Annotated in this window: 19 protein-coding genes; 8 read left to right on the top strand and 11 right to left on the bottom strand. The window is 66.4% G+C overall.

Going from position 1 to position 18593, the window contains the following annotated elements; all coding sequences use genetic code 11:
* Nucleotides 1-137 precede the first annotated feature (137 nt).
* The gene (dxs, locus tag ACNPNP_RS08605) at nucleotides 138-2078 is read left to right on the top strand and encodes a 1-deoxy-D-xylulose-5-phosphate synthase (RefSeq protein WP_448965619.1); all 1941 of its coding nucleotides are present in this window, start codon (nucleotides 138-140) and stop codon (nucleotides 2076-2078) included.
* A gap of 6 nt (nucleotides 2079-2084) precedes the next feature.
* On the opposite strand, the gene ACNPNP_RS08600 is transcribed toward dxs, so the two are convergent.
* From ACNPNP_RS08600 to ACNPNP_RS08570, 7 genes are all read right to left on the bottom strand, one after another.
* Entirely contained in the window at nucleotides 2085-2672 is a 588-nt protein-coding gene (locus tag ACNPNP_RS08600; RefSeq protein WP_448965618.1) for a hypothetical protein, read from the bottom strand.
* Nucleotides 2669-3346 (bottom strand): TetR/AcrR family transcriptional regulator, encoded by a 678-nt coding sequence (locus ACNPNP_RS08595; RefSeq protein ID WP_448965617.1) that lies wholly within the window; start codon nucleotides 3344-3346, stop codon nucleotides 2669-2671. The genes ACNPNP_RS08600 and ACNPNP_RS08595 overlap by 4 nt, the downstream gene beginning before the upstream one ends.
* A gap of 52 nt (nucleotides 3347-3398) precedes the next feature.
* Nucleotides 3399-4058, bottom strand: a complete 660-nt coding sequence (locus tag ACNPNP_RS08590; protein ID WP_235272443.1) for an SPFH domain-containing protein — start codon at nucleotides 4056-4058, stop codon at nucleotides 3399-3401.
* Between the two features lie 185 nt (nucleotides 4059-4243).
* Nucleotides 4244-6388: a 3-hydroxyacyl-CoA dehydrogenase NAD-binding domain-containing protein gene (locus ACNPNP_RS08585; RefSeq protein ID WP_448966153.1), complete on the bottom strand. Its 2145-nt coding sequence runs from the start codon at nucleotides 6386-6388 to the stop codon at nucleotides 4244-4246.
* A gap of 8 nt (nucleotides 6389-6396) precedes the next feature.
* Nucleotides 6397-7602 (bottom strand): thiolase family protein, encoded by a 1206-nt coding sequence (locus ACNPNP_RS08580; protein WP_033107127.1) that lies wholly within the window; start codon nucleotides 7600-7602, stop codon nucleotides 6397-6399.
* Between the two features lie 72 nt (nucleotides 7603-7674).
* Complete coding sequence (locus ACNPNP_RS08575; RefSeq protein WP_448965616.1) at nucleotides 7675-8868, bottom strand: ribonuclease D; 1194 nt, start codon at nucleotides 8866-8868, stop codon at nucleotides 7675-7677.
* On the bottom strand, nucleotides 8861-9442 hold the full coding sequence (locus ACNPNP_RS08570; RefSeq protein ID WP_033107125.1) for a DUF3000 domain-containing protein: 582 nt from the start codon (nucleotides 9440-9442) through the stop codon (nucleotides 8861-8863). The genes ACNPNP_RS08575 and ACNPNP_RS08570 overlap by 8 nt, the downstream gene beginning before the upstream one ends.
* Before the next feature lie 25 nt (nucleotides 9443-9467).
* On the opposite strand from ACNPNP_RS08570, the gene ACNPNP_RS08565 reads away from it, so the two are divergent.
* Entirely contained in the window at nucleotides 9468-10625 is a 1158-nt protein-coding gene (locus ACNPNP_RS08565; protein WP_448965615.1) for an alpha/beta hydrolase family protein, read from the top strand.
* Here the strand turns inward: ACNPNP_RS08565 and ACNPNP_RS08560 are convergent.
* Nucleotides 10609-11040 (bottom strand): SufE family protein, encoded by a 432-nt coding sequence (locus tag ACNPNP_RS08560; RefSeq protein WP_234000258.1) that lies wholly within the window; start codon nucleotides 11038-11040, stop codon nucleotides 10609-10611. The two genes, ACNPNP_RS08565 and ACNPNP_RS08560, sit on opposite strands and share 17 nt — an antisense overlap.
* Before the next feature lie 19 nt (nucleotides 11041-11059).
* Entirely contained in the window at nucleotides 11060-11956 is an 897-nt protein-coding gene (locus tag ACNPNP_RS08555) for a sulfurtransferase (RefSeq protein WP_448965614.1), read from the bottom strand.
* Nucleotides 11957-12085: 129 nt separating this feature from the next.
* Here ACNPNP_RS08555 and zapE point away from each other — a divergent pair, with 129 nt between their 5' ends.
* From zapE to ACNPNP_RS08540, 3 genes are all read left to right on the top strand, one after another.
* On the top strand, nucleotides 12086-13132 hold the full coding sequence (zapE, locus tag ACNPNP_RS08550) for a cell division protein ZapE (protein ID WP_448965613.1): 1047 nt from the start codon (nucleotides 12086-12088) through the stop codon (nucleotides 13130-13132).
* A 116-nt stretch (nucleotides 13133-13248) separates the two neighbouring features.
* On the top strand, nucleotides 13249-14487 hold the full coding sequence (locus tag ACNPNP_RS08545; RefSeq protein ID WP_448965612.1) for an ammonium transporter: 1239 nt from the start codon (nucleotides 13249-13251) through the stop codon (nucleotides 14485-14487).
* 36 nt (nucleotides 14488-14523) lie between these two features.
* A complete protein-coding gene (locus tag ACNPNP_RS08540) occupies nucleotides 14524-15087 on the top strand; it encodes a type II toxin-antitoxin system PemK/MazF family toxin (protein WP_448965611.1) in 564 nt (187 codons plus the stop codon).
* Nucleotides 15088-15127: 40 nt separating this feature from the next.
* Here ACNPNP_RS08540 and ACNPNP_RS08535 read toward each other — a convergent pair whose 3' ends face one another.
* Nucleotides 15128-15553 (bottom strand): GIY-YIG nuclease family protein, encoded by a 426-nt coding sequence (locus tag ACNPNP_RS08535; RefSeq protein WP_448965610.1) that lies wholly within the window; start codon nucleotides 15551-15553, stop codon nucleotides 15128-15130.
* A gap of 85 nt (nucleotides 15554-15638) precedes the next feature.
* On the opposite strand from ACNPNP_RS08535, the gene ACNPNP_RS08530 reads away from it, so the two are divergent.
* Nucleotides 15639-16442 (top strand): MerR family transcriptional regulator, encoded by an 804-nt coding sequence (locus ACNPNP_RS08530; protein ID WP_448965609.1) that lies wholly within the window; start codon nucleotides 15639-15641, stop codon nucleotides 16440-16442.
* An 18-nt stretch (nucleotides 16443-16460) separates the two neighbouring features.
* On the opposite strand, the gene ACNPNP_RS08525 is transcribed toward ACNPNP_RS08530, so the two are convergent.
* Nucleotides 16461-17615, bottom strand: coding sequence for an N-acetyltransferase DgcN family protein (locus tag ACNPNP_RS08525; RefSeq protein ID WP_448965608.1), 1155 nt, complete (start codon nucleotides 17613-17615; stop codon nucleotides 16461-16463).
* A 257-nt stretch (nucleotides 17616-17872) separates the two neighbouring features.
* On the opposite strand from ACNPNP_RS08525, the gene ACNPNP_RS08520 reads away from it, so the two are divergent.
* Complete coding sequence (locus ACNPNP_RS08520; RefSeq protein ID WP_448965607.1) at nucleotides 17873-18079, top strand: multidrug transporter; 207 nt, start codon at nucleotides 17873-17875, stop codon at nucleotides 18077-18079.
* A gap of 91 nt (nucleotides 18080-18170) precedes the next feature.
* A complete protein-coding gene (locus ACNPNP_RS08515; protein WP_448965606.1) occupies nucleotides 18171-18551 on the top strand; it encodes an SPW repeat domain-containing protein in 381 nt (126 codons plus the stop codon).
* Nucleotides 18552-18593: the final 42 nt, after the last annotated feature.

The raw sequence follows: 18593 nt of genomic DNA, 5'->3' as shown, positions 1-18593 counted from the left end.
CCCCCCCCTTCTGGCATACCCGGTGCGCTCGCGCCGCGCAAGCGGGTTAACCGTAAGTTCTCGGACTGCGAGGATAGAATCGACGGATGGAACCGACCGGCTGACCGGCACTGTTCCCGGAACGAGGAGGAGGGCGGATGCCGATTCTGCAGCGCATCAGCGGACCACGAGATCTCGATGACCTCACCCCCGACGAACTCGTGGAGCTCGCCGCAGAGACCAGAGAGTTCCTCGTCCAGAACGTCTCGCGAACGGGCGGCCATCTGGGTCCCAACCTCGGTGTCGTCGAACTCACGATCGCGCTGCACCGCGTCTTCGAATCGCCCGCTGATCCGATCATCTTCGACACCGGTCATCAGTCGTACGTCCACAAGCTGCTCACGGGCAGGCAGGACTTCTCGGCTCTTCGCGTGCGTGGTGGGCTCGCCGGCTACCCGCAACGCAGTGAGAGCCCGCACGACGTCGTGGAGTCCTCCCACGCATCCAGCTCGCTGAGCTGGGCGGACGGCGTCTCCAGGGCCCTGACGGCCACCGGACGGTCGGATCGTCATGTCGTGGCCGTCGTGGGTGACGGCGCTCTCACGGGCGGGATGACGTGGGAGGCACTGAACAATATCACCGACGACAACGACCGCAATCTCGTGATCGTCGTCAACGACAACGGGCGCTCCTACGCTCCGACGATCGGCGGCATGTCCCGCTATCTCAACCGCGTGCGCACGGCGGCGGCCTACAAGGACCTGCACCGCAAGTCCGACCGGCTCTTCCGCGTGTTCGGTCCGGTGGGTCGCGCGATGTTCCGCGGCATCCGAGGCGGCACGCACGGGTTCCTGTCCCGCTTCACGAACAACGAGGCGCTGTATTCCAATCTCGACATAAAGTACCTCGGCCCCGTCGACGGCCATGACATACCGGCACTGCTCGAGACACTCGAGCTCGCCAAGTCCTACGGTGCTCCAGTGCTCGTGCACGCCATAACCCAGAAGGGGCGTGGGTACCAGCCCGCACGCGACGACGAGGCCGACCAGTTCCATGCCGTCAATCGCATAGATCCGGTGACCGGCGAATCGCTGTCGAGCAGCGGGCAGAGCTGGACCGATGTGTTCTCCGATTCGCTGGTGCGCGTGGGGGAGCGCGACCCGAAGGTCATCGCGATGACCGCGGCGATGCTCCGACCGACCGGCCTCGCTCCGTTCGCGGAGCGCTTCCCCGACCGCGTGTACGACGTGGGGATCGCCGAGCAGCACGCCGTGGCATCCGCCGCCGGGCTCGCCTTCGGCGGACTTCATCCGGTTGTCGCCCTCTACGCCACGTTCATGGGGCGCGCCTTCGACCAGGTGCTGATGGACGTCGCTCTGCACAGAGCCGGTGTCACGTTCGTCCTGGACAGGGCAGGAGTCACCGGGCCCGACGGACCCAGCCACCACGGCATGTGGGATCTCGCGATGCTGCAGATCGTGCCGCACATCCGCATCGCGGCACCTCGCGACGGCGCGCGGCTCAAGGAAGCCCTCGACGAGGCGGTGGCCGTCGACGACGCGCCGACCGTCATCCGGTTCCCGAAGGGTGAGGTCGCCGCCGACATCCCCGCGATCGAGCGCCTCGATGACGGCGTCGACGTGCTGTCGCGCGGCGAGAGCGAGGACGTGCTCATCGTCGCGATCGGACCGTTCGCCGCCATGGCCATGGATGTCGCCGCGCGTCTTCGTGCGCAGGGCATCGGTGCGACGGTCATCGACCCGCGCTGGGCGATCCCCGTGCAGCGGTCGGTCATCGACCTGGCGCGGTCTCACCGTCTGGTGATCACGCTGGAGGACGGCATCCGCGTCGGCGGCATCGGCACGCGCGTGCGCCAGGTGCTTCGCGAGGCCGGCATCGACACGGCAGTGGATGAGCTGGGGCTGCCGGATGAGTTCATCGATCATGCATCCCGTGATCAGATCCTCGCGGATGCCGGGCTCACGGCGCCGAAGATCGCACAGGACATCGTGTCCCAGGTGCTCGGCACCCGTATTCCCGTCGCCCGTAATGCGGGGGAGACCGGCGCCATCGACCTGCCTCTGCACGACCGGCGCTGAGTCGCGTCAGAGCGAATCCTCGACGGCGGCGTCGGGGTCGATTCGTGCGATCCGTCGCCTGGTGCGCCGAGTAATCCCTCGGTCCGCTCGCACCGCTTCACGCGCGACGGACCACCACGCGAATGACACGGCAATCGCACTGAGGGCTCCTGCGATGAGGGCGGCGAAGATCACGGGCTGGACGATCGACGATCCACCGCGGATAAAGGCCAGCGCATACGAGCCACCACCGATGAGTGCGCCGAACCCGAAGCCGTACAGGGCGAAGGCGATCACGTGCACCTTGACACGACGCTCGTGTTGCAGAGCCGTCGCGATGCGACGCGCGATCGGGATGCCGATGACGAGACTCACTCCGGAGATCGCTCCGCCGACGAGCAGCGACACCACCAGCACGAGCAGGAGGAGCATCAGCGTCGATCCAGCCGTACTCCACAGCCCGAGGGGATCGCTGATGACGACCGCCACGACCTCGAGTGCGAGTAGCAGCAGCAGGAAGACGCCCCACGCGCGCATTGCTCCTCGCCAGAACTCGTCGCGTGTGAAGGCCATCGGGGCATCAGGGGTACGCGGACTCGACGACGCCACGCTCATGACCGCACCTCTGCGACGAGCGTGAGCAGTTGACGTGACACGGCATGGATACCTGGAACCTTGACGAAAGGCAGTGCGAGACCGAGCAGGCGAAGACCGGCGTCCAGCATCCGCTTGGTCTGATTCGCCTCGACGGAGGAGTCATACGTCCAGCGCAGCACGAGCGCGAGATAGGCGACGAACAGCGCCTTCGGCAGCAGTGCCGCGATGTCATCAGGCAGACGATGCTGCGCGCCGTCGACCGCCTTTCGGAACAGTTCGATCGTCATCTCCCGCGCGGGGTCGGACTCCTCCGCCAGCGGGTTGAGAGGCGAGTCCGGTGGGATCATCGCGGCAAGGAATCCAGGCGCGACGCGCTGGTACGGCGTGACCGACGTCAGTCCGGTGTCGAAGACGGCACGCAGCCTGTCGACAAGGCCGCTCTTCGTCTTGAGCTGCGGTTCAGCCAGCGCAGCGTGCTCGTGCTGCACGCGGACGTAGAGTTCCTGCACCAGGTGCATCTTGGATGGGTAGTAGTAATAGGCGTTGCTCACCGAGACCTCGGCAATGTCGGCGATGGCCCGCATCGTCGTGTCGGTGTATCCGTGCTCGATGAATGAAGCGATGGCAGCGTCGCGGATCCTCGCTCGTGTGCGCTCGCTCTTGGTCTGCGGCCGGTCGCCTGTTTCGAACATGTTCAAAAAGTACCACAGGCGTGTCTCACACAGAGCACTAGGCGACCGTGGCTCAGTTGAGCGCGTGCAGTGCGGCGACGGCAGCGGACCCGCGGTCCGTCTCCCGCAGCGCCTGCGAGAGGAGGTACCCGTCGGTGAGGGCGTCGCCGGTGATCATGACGGAGAGGATCTCGATGCCACCGGCGGACTGCGCGCGCTCCGCGCACTGGGAGAGGACCATGACGTTGACGTCCTCGTTGCGTGGCAGCACCGCGCCGTCCGTCGCGTGGATGACGTCTCGCAGAGCGGCGCCGACGATGTTGGCCGCCCGTTCTTTCACGTTCACGACGTCGAGCTCGAAGACGCGAAGATCTCGCCCAGAGGGGACGGGGCGCCATTCGAATGACGCGTGGATGAGATGCTGATGCCCTGTTGCGCCGGTGAGATGACGCGCGGGCAGATCCGTCGATCGAACACGAACGTCGATGAGCTTGTACCAATAGAAGAGCGGGAACGCTCCGTGCGAGCCGGAGTGGAGCACGACCACCTCGCCCGCCGTGCCCTTGCCGGTGCGCACGCTGCGCGATGTGGGCTTGCGGACGATGGGTTTGCCGTTGCGGGTACGGATCGCCGCCCACCCCTCGTCGACGGTCACGATGAAGAGCTTCAGGAGCGCAGGAACCACGAGCAGCGTGGTCAGGACGGCAGTGCCGGATTTGACGAGAGTGCTCATGGTCCCGGTTCCCAGTGCGCTGAATATCGCATCCACACTCACACTCTGCCTGTTCACCTGCGCGACACGGCACGAGTTCACGGTCCAGCACGAGTTGTTCACCCGGATTTCGTGAGTGGTTGGCCGCTTGGACGCAGTGAAGGGGCCGTGTCCGAGGACACGACCCCTTCGGCAGCGACGCAGCGTCAGACGTGCGCGATGCCGCGGATCGGCGGAGAGTGGAACGTGCCGTCGAACACCCGTTCCGATGCACCCTCGCGATCGAGATACACAGAGGCGCCGCCGTCGATGAACGGCCAGCCGGCACCGAGGATGAGGCAGAGATCGATGTCCTCGACCTCGGGCACCACATCCTCGTCGAGCATGAGCTTGATCTCCTGCGTGAGTCCGTCCTGGACGCGTCGCAGAATCGTCTCAGCCGATGCGGGCGTGCTGCCCAGGTGGCCCTTGAGCGCCTTCTCGGCGGCCTTGGTCCAGCCGGTGACTCGGCCTCCCTTGTCCTTCTCCACGACCTGCTCCAGCTCGGCGAGAGCGTGGAAGTTCTCGTTCGCGTAGAAGCGGTCGGGGAAGTGGCGCACCATCGTGTCCTGCACGTGCGCCGCGACCTTCCAGCCCACCAGATCGATGAGCTGGAACGGCCCCATCGGCAGACCGAGCGGGCTGAACGCCTTCTCGACATCGGCGACGGGGGTTCCCTCGTAGACCGCACGTGCCGCTTCGCCCATGACCTTCGCCAGCAGGCGGTTCACCACGAAGCCCGGGGCGTCTGCCGTGAGCACGGCATTCTTCCCCAGTCCCTTCGCGACGACGAACGCGGTAGAGAGCGTCTGCTCGTTCGTGCCGGGTGTCTTGACGATCTCGATGAGCGGCATGACGGCGACCGGGTTGAAGAAATGGAAACCCACCAGACGCTCGGGGTGAGCGAGCTTCGCTCCGATCTCCTCGACCGAGAGCGACGAGGTGTTGGTCGCGAGGATCGCGTCTTCGGCGATGTACTTCTCTATCTCGCCGAACACCTGCTGCTTGACGCCGACCTCTTCGAAGACGGCCTCGATCACGAACTCGCAGTCGGCGTACTCGCTCTTGTCGACCGTGCCGTGGATGAGCCCGCGCAGCTGGTTGGCGCCATCGGCGTCCAGACGGCCCTTCGCCTCGAGTTTGCCGATCTCGTCGTTGATGTAGGCCACGCCCTTGTCGACGCGGGCCTGGTCGATGTCGGTGATCAGCACGGGCACGCGCAGCTTGCGCACGAACAGCAGCGCGAACTGGCTGGCCATGAGGCCCGCGCCGATGATGCCGACCTTGGTGACCTTCTTCGCGAGCGCCTTGTCCGGTGCGCCGACCGGGCGCTTCGCCCGTTTCTGCACCAGGTCGAAGGCGTACATGGACGCCGCGAACTGATCTCCGGTGACGAGCTCGCTGAGCGCCTCATCCTCGCGGGCGAACCCTTCTGCCCTTGTTCCGCTCTTGGCCTTGTCGAGCAGCTCGAGCGCCGCGTACGGCGACTTCGGCACGGTGCCGATCTTCGACTCGAGCATGCCGCGCGCCATCTTGATGGCGATCGGCCACTTCGTCAGACGCTCCAGCTTGCCCGGCTCGTTCTTTCGCTCGACCTTCTTGCCACCGAGTACGGCATCCGCCCACGCGAGTGAGTTCTCGAGATAGTTGGCGGCGGGGAAGATCGCGTCGAAGATGCCGAGGTCGAACGCCTGCTGCGGCTTGAGCATGCGGTTCTGCTTGAGCGGGTTCGAGATCACCACCTCGAGTGCGTTCTCGATGCCGATGAGGTTCGGCAGCAGATACGCGCCTCCCCACCCGGGGATGATGCCGAGGAAGACCTCGGGCAATGCGACGGCGGCCGCGGAGGCGTCGACCGTGCGATAGGTCGAGTTCAGTGCGATCTCGAGGCCGCCACCGAGCGCGAGTCCGTTCACGAAGGCGAACGACGGCACACCGAGTTCGCTGAGCGAGCCGATGACCTTGTGGCCCAGCTGAGCGATGAGCTTGGCCTGCTCCTTCGACTGCACCTTGGAGATGTCCGAGAGGTCAGCGCCCGCGGCGAGGATGTACTGCTTGCCGGTGATGGCGACGGCCTGGATCTCGCCGGCCGCGGCGCGGGCCTTCAGCCCGGACAACGTCTCACCCAGCTCGGTCAGCGTGGCGGGGCCCAGCGTGTTCGGCCGCGTGTGATCGCGACCGTTGTCGAGGGTGATGAGCGCCAGGACCTTGCCGGATGGGAGGCGGATGTCGCGCACGGGGGAGTGCGTGACGACCTCGTCGCCGGCGAGCGCCAGGATGGAGGAGAAATCGATCTTTTCGTAGTCGGTCACGTCGCCGCTCACTTCCGCTTCTTGCCGTCGTAGAAGGGGTTCTCCCAGATGACGGAGCCACCCTGACCGAGGCCCACGCACATGGCCGTGAGGCCGTAGCGCACGTCGGGACGCTCGGCGAACTGCGCCGCGAGCTGGATCATCAGTCGGACACCGGATGCCGCGAGTGGGTGGCCGATCGCGATCGCGCCGCCCCACTGGTTGACACGAGGGTCGTCATCGGCGATGCCGAAGTGATCGAGCAGCGAGATGACCTGGATCGCGAACGCCTCGTTCAGCTCGAACAGTCCGATGTCGGAGATCGTCAGACCGGCCTTCTTCAGCGCCTTCTCGGTCGAGGGGATCGGACCGATGCCCATGATCTCCGGCTGCACGCCGGCGAAGGCGAACGACACCATCTTCATCTTCGGCTTCAGGCCGAGCTCCTTGACCGCCCCGCCACCGGCGAGCAGCGACATGGTGGCGCCGTCGGTCAACGGAGACGAGGTGCCGGCGGTCACGCGACCGTGCGGGCGGAACGGCGTCTTCAGCGCGGCGAGGTCTTCCATCGTCGTCTGGGGACGGCGACCCTCGTCCTCAGTGGCGAGGCCCCAGGCACCGTCGGCGCCCTTGATCGCCACGGGCACGAGGTCGGGCTGGATCTTGCCTGCGTCGTACGCGGCCTGCACCTTGTGCTGGCTCAGCATGCCGAAGCGGTCGGAGCGCTCCTTGGTGAGGTGAGGGAAACGGTCGAAGATGCGCTCGGCCGTGACGCCCATGTTCAGGGCACCGGGGTCGACCATCTTCTCCGCGACGAAGCGGGGGTTCGGGTCAGCGTTGCCGCCGATCGGGTGGTGGCCCATGTGCTCGACGCCGCCCGCGAGGGCGAAGTCGTACATGCCGATGCCGATCGACGCACCCATGGTGGTGACACTGGTCATCGCGCCGGCGCACATGCGCTCGACCGCGAGACCGGGGACGGTGTTGGGCAGGCCGGCGAGGATCGCGACCGAGCGGCCGAGCGTCAGACCCTGATCGCCCGTCTGCGATGTGGCGGCGATCGCGACATCATCGATGCGCTCGGCCGGAATGCCGGCGTTGCGCTCCATCAGACCGATCGTCGCCTTCACAGCGAGATCGTCCGCGCGTGTGTTCCAGTACATGCCTTTTTCGCCGGCGCGCCCGAACGGGGTGCGTACGCCATCAACGAAGTAGACGTCCGAGATCTCGGCCACTCTGCCTCCAAGGTTAGGTTTGACCTCAGACTACGAGTCGCCGGATACCGTGGGGAATCGGTTGGATCGAACCTACGACTCGGACGCGGCGGGCTGATCTGCCGATTGACCGGCTTCTACAAAGGCATCCACGATCTTCTGTGCAGTCTGCTCAATCTGCCACGGCCGCGCGCCGAGATCTGCCAGGGCCGCGCCGACGGCATCCGCCGTCAACTCGGGGGGAGCCCATGCGACCCGTCGAAGCGTCTCGGGCTTCAGCAGGTTCTCCGTCGGCATTCCGAGTTCTTCGGCGCGGGCCTCCACGACCGGACGCGCGAGTTTGAGGCGCGCGTCGGCCTCAGGATTCCGCTCGCTCCAGGCCCTCGCGGGAGGCAGAGCGTCGCTGTGTCCCCGCTCGCGGGGCACCGCTGGAGCCTCGCGCCCCCTGACGATCGCGTCCCACCACCGGTCGAGCTGAGACCTGCTGGCGCGCCCGTTGAACGCCTGGACGCCGGCGAGTGCCTGCTTGCTCTGCGGGTTCGCGAGGACCGCGGCGACCAGCGACCGGTCGGGAACGAGGCGCCCTGGAGATGTGTCCTGTTGCTGCGCGAATTCTTCGCGCGCCTCCCACAGCGACCTGGCGACAGCGAGTCCGCGGGCGCCCTTCACCTGATGCAGACCGCTCAGGCGGCGCCAGGGGTCTTCTCTCGGCGGCCGGGGCGGCTGTGCGAGCGTGGCGGCGAACTCCTGCGCTGCGAAGTCGGTCTTACCCTGCTCCTCGAGTTCGGTCGCGATGACGTCGCGCACGTCGACGAGATGCAGAACGTCGAGCGCTGCGTAGTCGAGCCACGCGTCGGGCAGTGGGCGCGTCGACCAGTCGGCGGCGGAGTGCTCCTTCTTCAACGTGATGCCGAGGGTGTCCTCCACCACCGCTGCGAGGCCGACGCGTTCGTGGCCGAGCAGGCGGGCGGCGAGCTCGGTGTCGAAGATCGTCGCCGGCTCGAGTTCGAGCTCGCGCAGCGACGGCAGGTCCTGGCTGGCGGCATGGAGTACCCACTCGACGTCGCCGATCGCATTCTGCAGCGCGGCGAAGTCGCCGATCGCCGGCGGATCGAAGAGGAAGACGCCAGCGCCGCGGCGGAACACCTGCACGAGATATGCGCGCTGCGAGTAGCGGAACCCTGATGCCCGTTCGACGTCGACCGCGACAGGTCCTGAGCCCGCGGCCAGCGATCTGCAGGCCGCCTGGAACTCGATCGGGTCGTCGATGACTCTGTACTCAGTCACGCCCTGCCTTTCGTGCGCCGAACACGGCGATGTTCTCTGAGCCGGGCGGGAGACCGGCGAGCATGCCGACGAGCTCGGCCCATGCTTCCACGTGCGGTCGGAACGGTTCTTCCGGCGTCCAAGAAGATCGTAGTTCGATCTGGGCTCCGTCGCCTTCCTCAGCCAGCGCACCGAAGCCCTTTGAGAGAGTCTTCGTCGCCGTGCCGGACGCGGAGTGGTACGAGGCATCCCGAGAATCCAGAGCGTCCACGAGCCATGACCACGTCACATCCGCGAGGAGGGGATCGGTGCCGATCTCCGGCTCGAGAGGCGCCTGGGCGAACGTCACGATCCGCCATGCTCCGCCCCATGCGGGCGGGGCGTCGGGATCATGCAGCAGGACGAACCGTCCGGTGCCGTAGATCGAGTCACCGTGGTCGTCGGGGCGGACGTCGGCTGCGAGAGCGATCGAGAACGGTGCGAGGCCCTGCGGGGAGGGGATCTCGCGGATCACGATGTCGTCTCGGAAGACCGTGTCGCGCAGCTCGGCTGCGGCACGTTCGAAATGCGCTCCGGCATCGGGATGTGCGCTCACGCTGACAGGCTAGAGTCAGGAAGCGATGAAGAGTCTCAGGCACGCCGTTGCACTGCTCGTCCCTGCGCTGATCGCGATGCTCGGGACTGCGGCCGCGTTTCTCGTGTTCGCGATCGCCCGGCGCGTCGTCACCCCGTCGCCCCGCGCGGCGGACACCGAGATCTTGGCCGTCGACACCGGGGCGCAGACGATCGAGCTCTCGCGCACTCCGGACACCGAGCTCCCCGGTCGCTACGGGTTGTTCACGACGGGCACGCACGGTTATGTGAAGCTCGGCGCCGTGCTGAGCGCAGACGCGACACGCGTACGACGCAAGCTCCTCACGCAGATCGAGTCCGGCGCGAAGATCGATCGGGCCGCCGGGTTCAGCGGCTGGTACTACTCGTCACCGAGCGAACTGCACCTGCCGTGGGAGAACGTGCTGATCGGATCGCCCGCCGGACCGTGCCCCGCGTGGATGTTCCCCGCCGAGTCTTCGACGTGGGTCATCCAGGTGCACGGCCGCGGAGTCACTCGCGCGGAGTGCCTGCGGGCGGTGCCGGTGTTCCATGCGCTGGGAATGCCCAACCTCGTCGTCTCCTATCGCAACGATGGTGAAGCGCCGCGCAGCAAGGGCGGGTCGTACGCCCTCGGTGCTTCGGAGTGGCGTGACGTCGATGCGGCGATCTCGTACGCGCTGCGACATGGGGCGACCAGAGTGCTGCTGATGGGCTGGTCCATGGGTGGAGCGATCGCTCTGCAGACGGCCGTGTCGTCCGCGCATCGGGAGGCCATCGCCGGCCTCGTGCTCGATTCGCCCGTGGTCGACTGGCGGGGCGTCCTGCGCTTCCAAGCGCGCGAGGAGGGGATCCGTGATCCGTTCCCCGCGCTGGCGATGAATGCGCTGTCGTCACCGCTGACCGCGCGGCTCTCCGGGGCGGAGTTCGTGATCTCCTTCGACAAGCTCGACATGGTCGCGCGCGCCGACGAGCTGACCGTGCCGATCCTCGTACTGCACAGCGAGGACGACGGATTCGTGCCGGCCGATGCCTCGCACGCGCTGGCCGAAGCGCGCCCCGATCTCGTGACGATGCCGAGGTTCACGGGGGCACGGCACACGAAGATCTGGAACTACGACCAGATCGGGTGGACGAAAGCGATCACCGACTGGATGTCGGCGAACGGCTTCAGCGCTTCTGCGTGACCTGGCGCTTGACGCGCATCAGCATCCCGGTCATCCCGCCGATGCGCAGGGGCGAGACGGCACGGGTGAGACCGATGCTCTGCGGGTAGTCGTCGGGGATCGCGAGCACCTCGTCCGCCGACAGCCCGGTGATGCCCTGCACGAGGATGCTCGCGAAGCCGCGGGTCGTCGGCGCCTCCGGCGGCGCCGTCGCATGCATCGTGACGACGTCGTCGTGGACTTCGACGTAGATGTAGACGGGAGACTGGCACTCCGCCACTCGCTCGCACATCTCCGGGTGGTTCGCGACCTCGTCCGACACCTCCGGGAGCTCGTTGGAGAACTCCAGCAGCAGCTGAAGGCGCTCGGCCTCAGGCAGCTCGAGGAAGTCGTCGCGGATCTCCGCGAGGGTGTCAGGAACGTGCGTGGTGCTCATCCCTGTCATTGTCACACGCTCAGAGGGAGCCTGGCTCGCTGCCGGTGACGATCGGCACTCGCACGGCGCTGCCCCACTCGGTCCACGAACCGTCGTAGTTGCGCACGTTCTCGAATCCGAGCAGGTGCTTCAGCACGAACCAGGTGTGGCTGGAGCGTTCGCCGATGCGGCAGTACGCCACGACGTCGTCGCCGTCTTTCACTCCCGCGCCGTCGCGGTAGATCGCGTCGAGCTCGGCGCGGGTGCGGAAGCCGCCGTCCTCTGCGACGGCCTTGGCCCACGGCACGCTCTGCGCGGTCGGGATGTGCCCGGCGCGCAGCGTGCCCTCCTCCGGGTACGCCGGGGCTGTCGTGCGCTCACCGTTGTACTCCTCGGGGGAGCGGACGTCGATCAGGGGTCCGTTGCCGATGAACGCGACCACGTCGTCCTTGTAGGCCCGTAGGACCGAGTCGTCGCGCTCGACGACCGGGTAGTCGGTCGGTGCGATCTCCGTACGGTCGGTGGTGATCTCGCGGCCCTCGGCGATCCAGCGGTCGCGTCCGCCGTCGAGCAGGCGCACGTCCTCGTGGCCGAAGAGGGAGAAGACCCACAGGGCGTACGCCGCCCACCAGTTGTTCTTGTCGCCGTAGATCACGACGGTGTCATCGCGGGAGATGCCCTTTCTGCTGAGCAGTGCGGCGAAACCCTCTCCGTCGACGTAGTCGCGCACGACAGGGTCGTTGAGCTCGGTGTGCCAGTCGACCTTCACGGCTCCGGGGATGTGCCCCGTCTCGTAGAGCAGAACGTCCTCATCGGACTCGACGACGACCAGACCCGGTTCGCCGAGGTGCGCTGCGAGCCAGTCGGTGGTGACGAGACGGCCCGGCTCGGCGTACTCGGCGAACTTCTCGGATGAGGAATCGAACTCGATGGTCACGTGGCGCTCCAGGGTGAGGTGCGAGCGAAGGCTCTGGCTGTGACGGCGTAGTGTTGAGCCGTCCCTTCGACGATAGAGCCGTTCGGTGCGCCTGGCACCCGTTCTGTAAGACTTCGACACAGGAAACCGATGAACGACACCGACAACGCGAACGTCATCCATCTCACCGAACGTCAACCGGTGGTGACCGGCCCCGAGATGCTCGCGAGCCTGGTTCCGCCCCCGCAGTTCGACGATGCGACATTCGAGGGCTACCGGTCGGATGACGCGTACCCGTCCCAGGCCGAGTCGAAGGCACTGCTGGAGAAGTTCGCCGGGCGAGGCGCTCCCGCGAAGCGAGGCGGGTTCTTCAGCCGGGCCAAGAAAGAGCCGGAGCTGAAGCCCGGCGTGTATCTCGACGGCGGCTTCGGCGTCGGCAAGACACACCTGCTCGCGTCTATCTATCACGCGATGCCGGCACGTCGTAAGTACTTCGGCTCGTTCATCGAAAACACGGCGCTGGTCGGAGCGCTCGGCTACCGCAACACGGTCGACCTGCTGCGCGGTGCGGATCTGATCTGCATCGACGAGTTCGAACTCGACGATCCCGGCGACACCATGGTGATGACGCGGCTGCTCGGTGAGCTGGTGACCACCGGCACCCGCCTGGCCGCCACGTCGAACACGCCGCCGAACGCTCTCGGAGAGGGGCGCTTCGCCGCGCAGGACTTCCTCCGCGAGATCCATGCGATGTCGGACAGCTTCGAGACCATCCGTATCGACGGCGTCGACTTCCGTCAGCGCGCTCTCGACGGACACGCCGTCACGCTGGAAGAGGTCGAATACGCGCAGCGCATCGCCGACACAGCGGGCACAGCATCCGACGATCTCTTCGGCGACGTCATCCGGCATCTGGCCAAGGTGCACCCGTCCCGTTACATCCGCCTCATCGACGGGCTCGATCTCGTCGGTCTCCGTGAGGTGCAGGTGCTGACGGACCAGTCGGAGGCGCTGCGGTTCGTCGCGTTCGTCGACCGCGTCTACGACGCGCAGGTTCCGATCGTCGCGACAGGGGTGAGCCTGGATCAGGTCTTCGCCGAAGAGATGCTCGGCGGGGGATACCGCAAGAAGTATCTCCGCGCCATCTCCAGACTCAACGCCCTCACACATTCTGCGCAGCAACCCAGCGTCGCGTAACGCGATGGTTACATCGGGCGGTCGGGTGTAACCGCGCGGTAACACTCACTGCGCTTCCCGGAAATCGGGCCTCGCCACACTGAAGCTCTCAATTACTTCGGATGTGAGGTTTTCCTATGGATGCTCCCGGCAACATCTCGTGGGCGATCACCGCGACAGCGCTGGTCTTGCTGATGACGCCAGGCGTCGCGTTCTTCTACGGCGGTCTCGTCAAGGCGAAGAGCGTGGTCAGCATGATGATGATGAGCTTCGGCTCCATCGGACTCGTCGCGGTGCTCTGGATCCTGTTCGGCTTCTCGATGAGCGCGGTCGAGAGCCCGACGCAGTTCGCGGGCAACCCGTTCGCCGCCTTCGGGCTCTCCAGCCTCGCCACCGGTGAAGGTTCGAACGTCGCTCTGCTCGGTGTCGCGTACGGCGCCACCTTCGCCATCATCACGGTCGCACTGATCTCGGGAGCCATCGCCGACCGCGCCAAGTTCGGCAGCTGGCTGATCTTCGCCGGGATCTTCGCCACGGTGGGGTACTTCCCGATCGCCGCGTGGGTCTGGGGCGGCGGATGGATCATGAACCTCGGCACCACGCTGTTCGGTGAGGACAGCGGCATCGGCGTGATCGACTACGCGGGTGGAACGGCCGTGCACATCAACGCGGGTGCCGCCGCTCTCGCTCTTGCTCTCGTTCTCGGCAAGCGCATCGGATTCCAGAAGGGCATCCTCAAGCCGCACAACGTGCCGCTGACGCTTCTGGGCGCTGCACTGCTGTGGTTCGGCTGGTTCGGTTTCAACGCGGGAGCGGAATGGCTGTCGGAGGACATGGGCGGTGTCGGCCTCATCGGGCTGAACACGCTCGGTGCGACCGCCGCCGCGATCCTCGGCTGGATCCTGATCGAGCGCATCAAGGACGGCAAGGCCACCTCGGTGGGCGCGGCCTCCGGTGCGGTCGCAGGTCTCGTCGCCATCACGCCCGCCTGTGCGAACCTGACGCCTGGATGGTCGTTGCTGCTCGGTGCTCTCGCCGGTATCGTCTGCGCACTCGCGGTCGAACTGAAGTTCCGTCTCGGCTTCGACGACTCGCTCGACGTCGTCGGCATCCACCTGGTCGGTGGCCTGCTCGGCACGATCTACCTCGGCTTCTTCGCTTCGGAGACCGGACTGTTCGTCGGCGGCGACGCCCGCCAGCTCGCTGTTCAGGTGATCGCAGCACTGGGCGTGCTGATCTACGCCTTCGTCGTCGCCTTCATCATCGGGTTCGCGATCCAGAAGACGATCGGGTTCCGCATCACCAATGAGGACGAGATCGCCGGCGTCGACTCCGTCGTCCACGGCGAGGAGGGCTACGCCCTGGTCGACGCCTGAGCCGACTCGGCCGCATGTCGCCGGTAGGGTGACGGGGTGACCTCCTCCAAGAGCATCCTTTCTCAGCTCGCCGACATCGTCCTGAAGGCTTTGACATCTCGGACGCCCCGTTCTCCTGAGAAGGAGACGGGGCGTTCGAACGTGTCGGACGCTGTCGCCACCGAGGGCGATGCGGGTCGGCTGCGGGGGAGCGAGACCGTGCGGGTCGACCCCGACCGCATCAGGGATCTCCAGGTCGGCTACAGCCCCGCCAAGGACGATGCGCCGGATTCGGGCGAGATCATCTGGACATGGGTGCCTTATGAGGAGAACGACGGCCGGGGCAAGGACCGCCCCGTGCTGGTCATCGGGAGGCAGTCCGCAGACCGCGTCTACGCGGTACGGATGACGAGCAAGCCGCATGATCGTGACAGGGACTTCCTCTCGATCGGCAGCGGTGCCTGGGATTCGCAGGGGCGCGAGTCGTGGGTCGACATCGAACTGCTCTACAGCGTGCACGACGGCGGGATGAGACGAGAGGCCGCCGTGTTGAAGCGGGCGCTGTACGACCAGGTGGCGTCGGCGCTGATCTCCCGCTACGGGTGGGCGCGGCTCGACTGATCTCGCGCCGTGGCGCGTCTGGGCGTCCCGAGCGTGCGGGTCATGAACGAAGGGCCTCGCTCAACCACCGCGCGTGAAGTCGCCACGGGTCGCCCTCCGCGCGAAGCGTCGTGGTGTGCACCTGGAGTTCATGGCTGAACGTGAACCATTCGCCGCCTTCGCGCAGGTGCGCGAACTCGCGATGCCGCTGCTGTTCGACCGGTCTGCCTCCGGGCTCGAACGCGAGAAGTTCGTCATGGCGGATGCTGGCGAGCCTCTGCCGCGGACGCATGCTGGTGCCGATCTTCACCCGACGATCGAAGCGCAGGTAGTACACGACGTCGATGCGGGGCAGCGGGAGATCGGGATCGGGCACGTCGCCGTATCTCCAACCGCAAGCGGCGCAGTACCAGGAGCCGCTCACACGTCGGCCGTCGGCACCGCCGCACAGTGTGCAGGGACCGGGGAGCGCAGTGGACGTGGACATCACGGAGAGCGTAGCGCTGGCTTACGACGTCGGCTTCTGCGGCGATACTTGACTCTCACACTGTGGAAGACGAGAGAACTGAGTCATGTTATCCATCGGAGCGTTCGCGCAGATCGGTCAGGTGACCCACCGGATGCTGAGGCACTGGGACACCGCCGGTCTGCTCGTGCCGGCTCACGTGGACGAGTTCAGCGGTTATCGATCGTACGACCCCTCCCAGCTCGAGCGCCTGCACAGGATCGTCGCTCTGCGACAGCTCGGGTTCGGCCTCGACGACATCTCATCGATTCTCGATCAGGGGGTCGATGCGGATCGCATCGCCGCCCTGCTGCGCATCCGTCGCGCAGAGGTTGAGCAGGAGCACAGGATCGCAGCCGGACGACTCGTCGACGTGGAGCGGCGTCTCCATCTCATAGAGAGCGAGAACCACATGTCCCAGATCGAGATCATCGAGAAGCCCCTGCCCGCCGTCCGTCTCGCGGCACGCCGCACTGTCGTCGCCGACCAACCAGAGGTGGCCGGTGCCGTCGGTCCGTCCTTCGACGCCGTCGCTGAGATCATCGGCGGTGAGCAGGGGGCTCTGGCGACGCCGATCGCGCAGTACGACACGACCGAGGACGGGCTTCAGATCGTCGCCGGGTACGCGTACAGCGGGCCCGCGGGCGAAGGGTTCGAGATCGTGGACCTTCCTGCCTCCGAGACCGCGGTGTGCGGCATCCATCTCGGCTCGATGGACCGCATCGCCGAGAGCTGGCAAGCGATCCATTCCGAGATCTTCGCGCGTGGCCTGGTTCACGCCGGTCCCTGCCGGGAACTGTATGTCCGCGCCATATCGGATGACCAGTCCGATTGGGTGACCGAGCTGCAGCAGCCCGTCAGACGACGCTGACGACGCGGGTTCCGCTCGTCAGGCGGGGCTCCGTGTGAGCGCCTTCGACAGCTCGGGGAACGCCTGCAGCACCATGTCGACGAGTTCGTCCAACGGCCTGGTCAGCGGATCCGTCGCGGGGACTCCGAGGTCGAGTTCGATCTCGTCGATGGCTGCGGCGATCTGCGTCTCGGTGAGGTTCTCGTGGTTCACGGTCACGCCGATCACCCGGGTGTCGGCGAAAGCCTCGATCAGGGTGACTTCACTGGCGACGTCCGGCATCGGCATCATCGGGAAATCACCGAGCACGCGTCGGCCCGGCGCATGCTGGACGATCACGCCGGCCGGACGACTGCCGCGGAGGATATGGGCCGAGGTGAGATACGCGGGATGGCTGAGCGCGCCCTGACCTTCGACGATGATCACATCGGGATCCTCGCCCTCGAAGGCGGCGACGACCTGATTCTCGACCTCGCCGGAGCAGAACTGCGGCACCAGCGCGTCGAGCGCCACACCGTATCGACCGCCCTGGATGATGGTGGTCTGTCCTGTGCCGACCATGACGGCGCGGATGCCGCGGTCGTTGAGCGCCTTGACGAGCAGCGTCGACGTCGTCCGCTTGCCCACCGCACCATCCGTGCCGAGAACCGCGATCCTCGGGCAGGTGACGTCGAAGATCCGCCCGGAGAAGAGATGGAGGTCCTTCTTGTCCTTGGGCCGACGCACATCAGTTATCGTGACGCCGGCGAGGAGCGCGGCCGCGGCGAACTCCGCGTCGTCGTTGAGGAACTCATGCAGGCCGTTGATGATGTGCATGCCGCGCGCGACGCCGTCGAGCAGTACGACCCGCTGCGCGTCCGACAACAACCCGTCCGCTGGCGCTACGCCGCAGATGAGGTAATCCGGCGTGCTGCCGGCGTGCGCGATGGCTTCCGTGAGACTCGCGAGGATCGGGATGCCGCTAGCGACGCCGTCGAGCACAGTCCCGGCATCCGCCCCCGCGTGGTGACTGTCGATGACGCTGAGGATCTCGTACCTCTCGGAATGACGGACCAGGCCGTTGGCGGTCTTGCCGTCCTGTTCGGCGAACTGCGCCTCGCAGTAGACGATGGCGGTCGAACCGATGGGCAGTGCCGGAAGCGATCTTGCGTCGGCGTCTGTGCGGGAGTCTGTTGAACGGGTGTGCGGGTGCACGGGAATCGGGTCTCCTCAAGGTGATCCAGAGGAGGCGACGGAGAACGAAATGGCCAGAACAGGCCCGTTGGTCGACAAGAAGTCTTCCCTGACGCCGGCAAGATGCCGACTTCGCTCACCGTAGCAGTGAAAAATGCGGGTAAGGCGTGAACCGTGACCAGGCGCATCGCATAGCCATGTCGACCGCTGACGACAAGCCCCTGCACTCCGGACCCGCCCACGCATACGCTGGGGAACCCCGGACGAAAGGATGCGGCGTGTCACACGAAGAGATGAGCAAGGAGCGGAAGCGCGAGGATCAGCTCACGACGGCGCCAGACGCGACCGAGGCCGATGCGGCGCCGCGGGTGGAAGTGACCGAACGTGAGGGCGTCACACGGGTGGACGTCGCCGAAGACGCGGCGGTGCGGCCAGGACCGGGCCCGGGGATGTCGGAAGCAGACGGAGATTCCGACTCCGCGTGATAATGCTCTCGTCGGCATCCCATCCGATTTCCCCACTGCGCCGAACCTCTGATGACAGCCGCGATACCGCGGCCATACTCAAGGAGGAATCATGCGCTTCATCCCCACCAAGGTTCACGGCGTCCTCGACTACCTCGTCGGCATCGCGCTCATCGCGGCGCCGTGGCTGTTCGGGTTCGCCGGGGTCGGAGGACCTGCCGTCGTCATCCCGATCGTGCTCGGCGTCGGTCTGATCGTCTACAGCCTGTTCACGAAGTACGAGTGGGGCCCCTTCGGCTTCATCCCGATGCCCGTCCACCTCGTGTTCGACATCGTCGCGAGCCTGTTCCTGGCGTTGTCGCCCTGGATCTTCGGGTTCGCCGGCGAGGCGCTCAACGTCTGGCTGCCGCATGTCGTGGTCGGCGTCACGGTGATCATCGTGGTGCTGTTCTCGAAGCCGCAGCCGGGACCGACGGCGAACCGCAACCGCTGATCGGACTCCGAGCCGCGAAAGAGCCTGGGGGGGCGCCGTGTC

This window comes from Microbacterium xerophyticum (genome assembly GCF_053543555.1).
Note: the sequence above shows the minus strand (reverse complement) of the source record. Positions and strands in the feature narration are given on the sequence as shown.

Excerpts from the sequence above, each read along its gene's own strand:
- ACNPNP_RS08530 (WP_448965609.1), top strand. The coding sequence starts at position 15,639 with ATGTTATCCATCGGAGCGTTCGCGCAGATCGGTCAGGTGACCCACCGG.
- ACNPNP_RS08535 (WP_448965610.1), bottom strand. The coding sequence starts at position 15,553 with ATGTCCACGTCCACTGCGCTCCCCGGTCCCTGCACACTGTGCGGCGGT.
- ACNPNP_RS08515 (WP_448965606.1), top strand. The coding sequence starts at position 18,171 with ATGCGCTTCATCCCCACCAAGGTTCACGGCGTCCTCGACTACCTCGTC.
- dxs (WP_448965619.1), top strand. The coding sequence starts at position 138 with ATGCCGATTCTGCAGCGCATCAGCGGACCACGAGATCTCGATGACCTC.
- ACNPNP_RS08565 (WP_448965615.1), top strand. The coding sequence starts at position 9,468 with ATGAAGAGTCTCAGGCACGCCGTTGCACTGCTCGTCCCTGCGCTGATC.
- ACNPNP_RS08560 (WP_234000258.1), bottom strand. The coding sequence starts at position 11,040 with ATGAGCACCACGCACGTTCCTGACACCCTCGCGGAGATCCGCGACGAC.
- ACNPNP_RS08600 (WP_448965618.1), bottom strand. The coding sequence starts at position 2,672 with ATGAGCGTGGCGTCGTCGAGTCCGCGTACCCCTGATGCCCCGATGGCC.
- ACNPNP_RS08545 (WP_448965612.1), top strand. The coding sequence starts at position 13,249 with ATGGATGCTCCCGGCAACATCTCGTGGGCGATCACCGCGACAGCGCTG.
- ACNPNP_RS08595 (WP_448965617.1), bottom strand. The coding sequence starts at position 3,346 with ATGTTCGAAACAGGCGACCGGCCGCAGACCAAGAGCGAGCGCACACGA.
- ACNPNP_RS08590 (WP_235272443.1), bottom strand. The coding sequence starts at position 4,058 with ATGAGCACTCTCGTCAAATCCGGCACTGCCGTCCTGACCACGCTGCTC.
- zapE (WP_448965613.1), top strand. The coding sequence starts at position 12,086 with ATGAACGACACCGACAACGCGAACGTCATCCATCTCACCGAACGTCAA.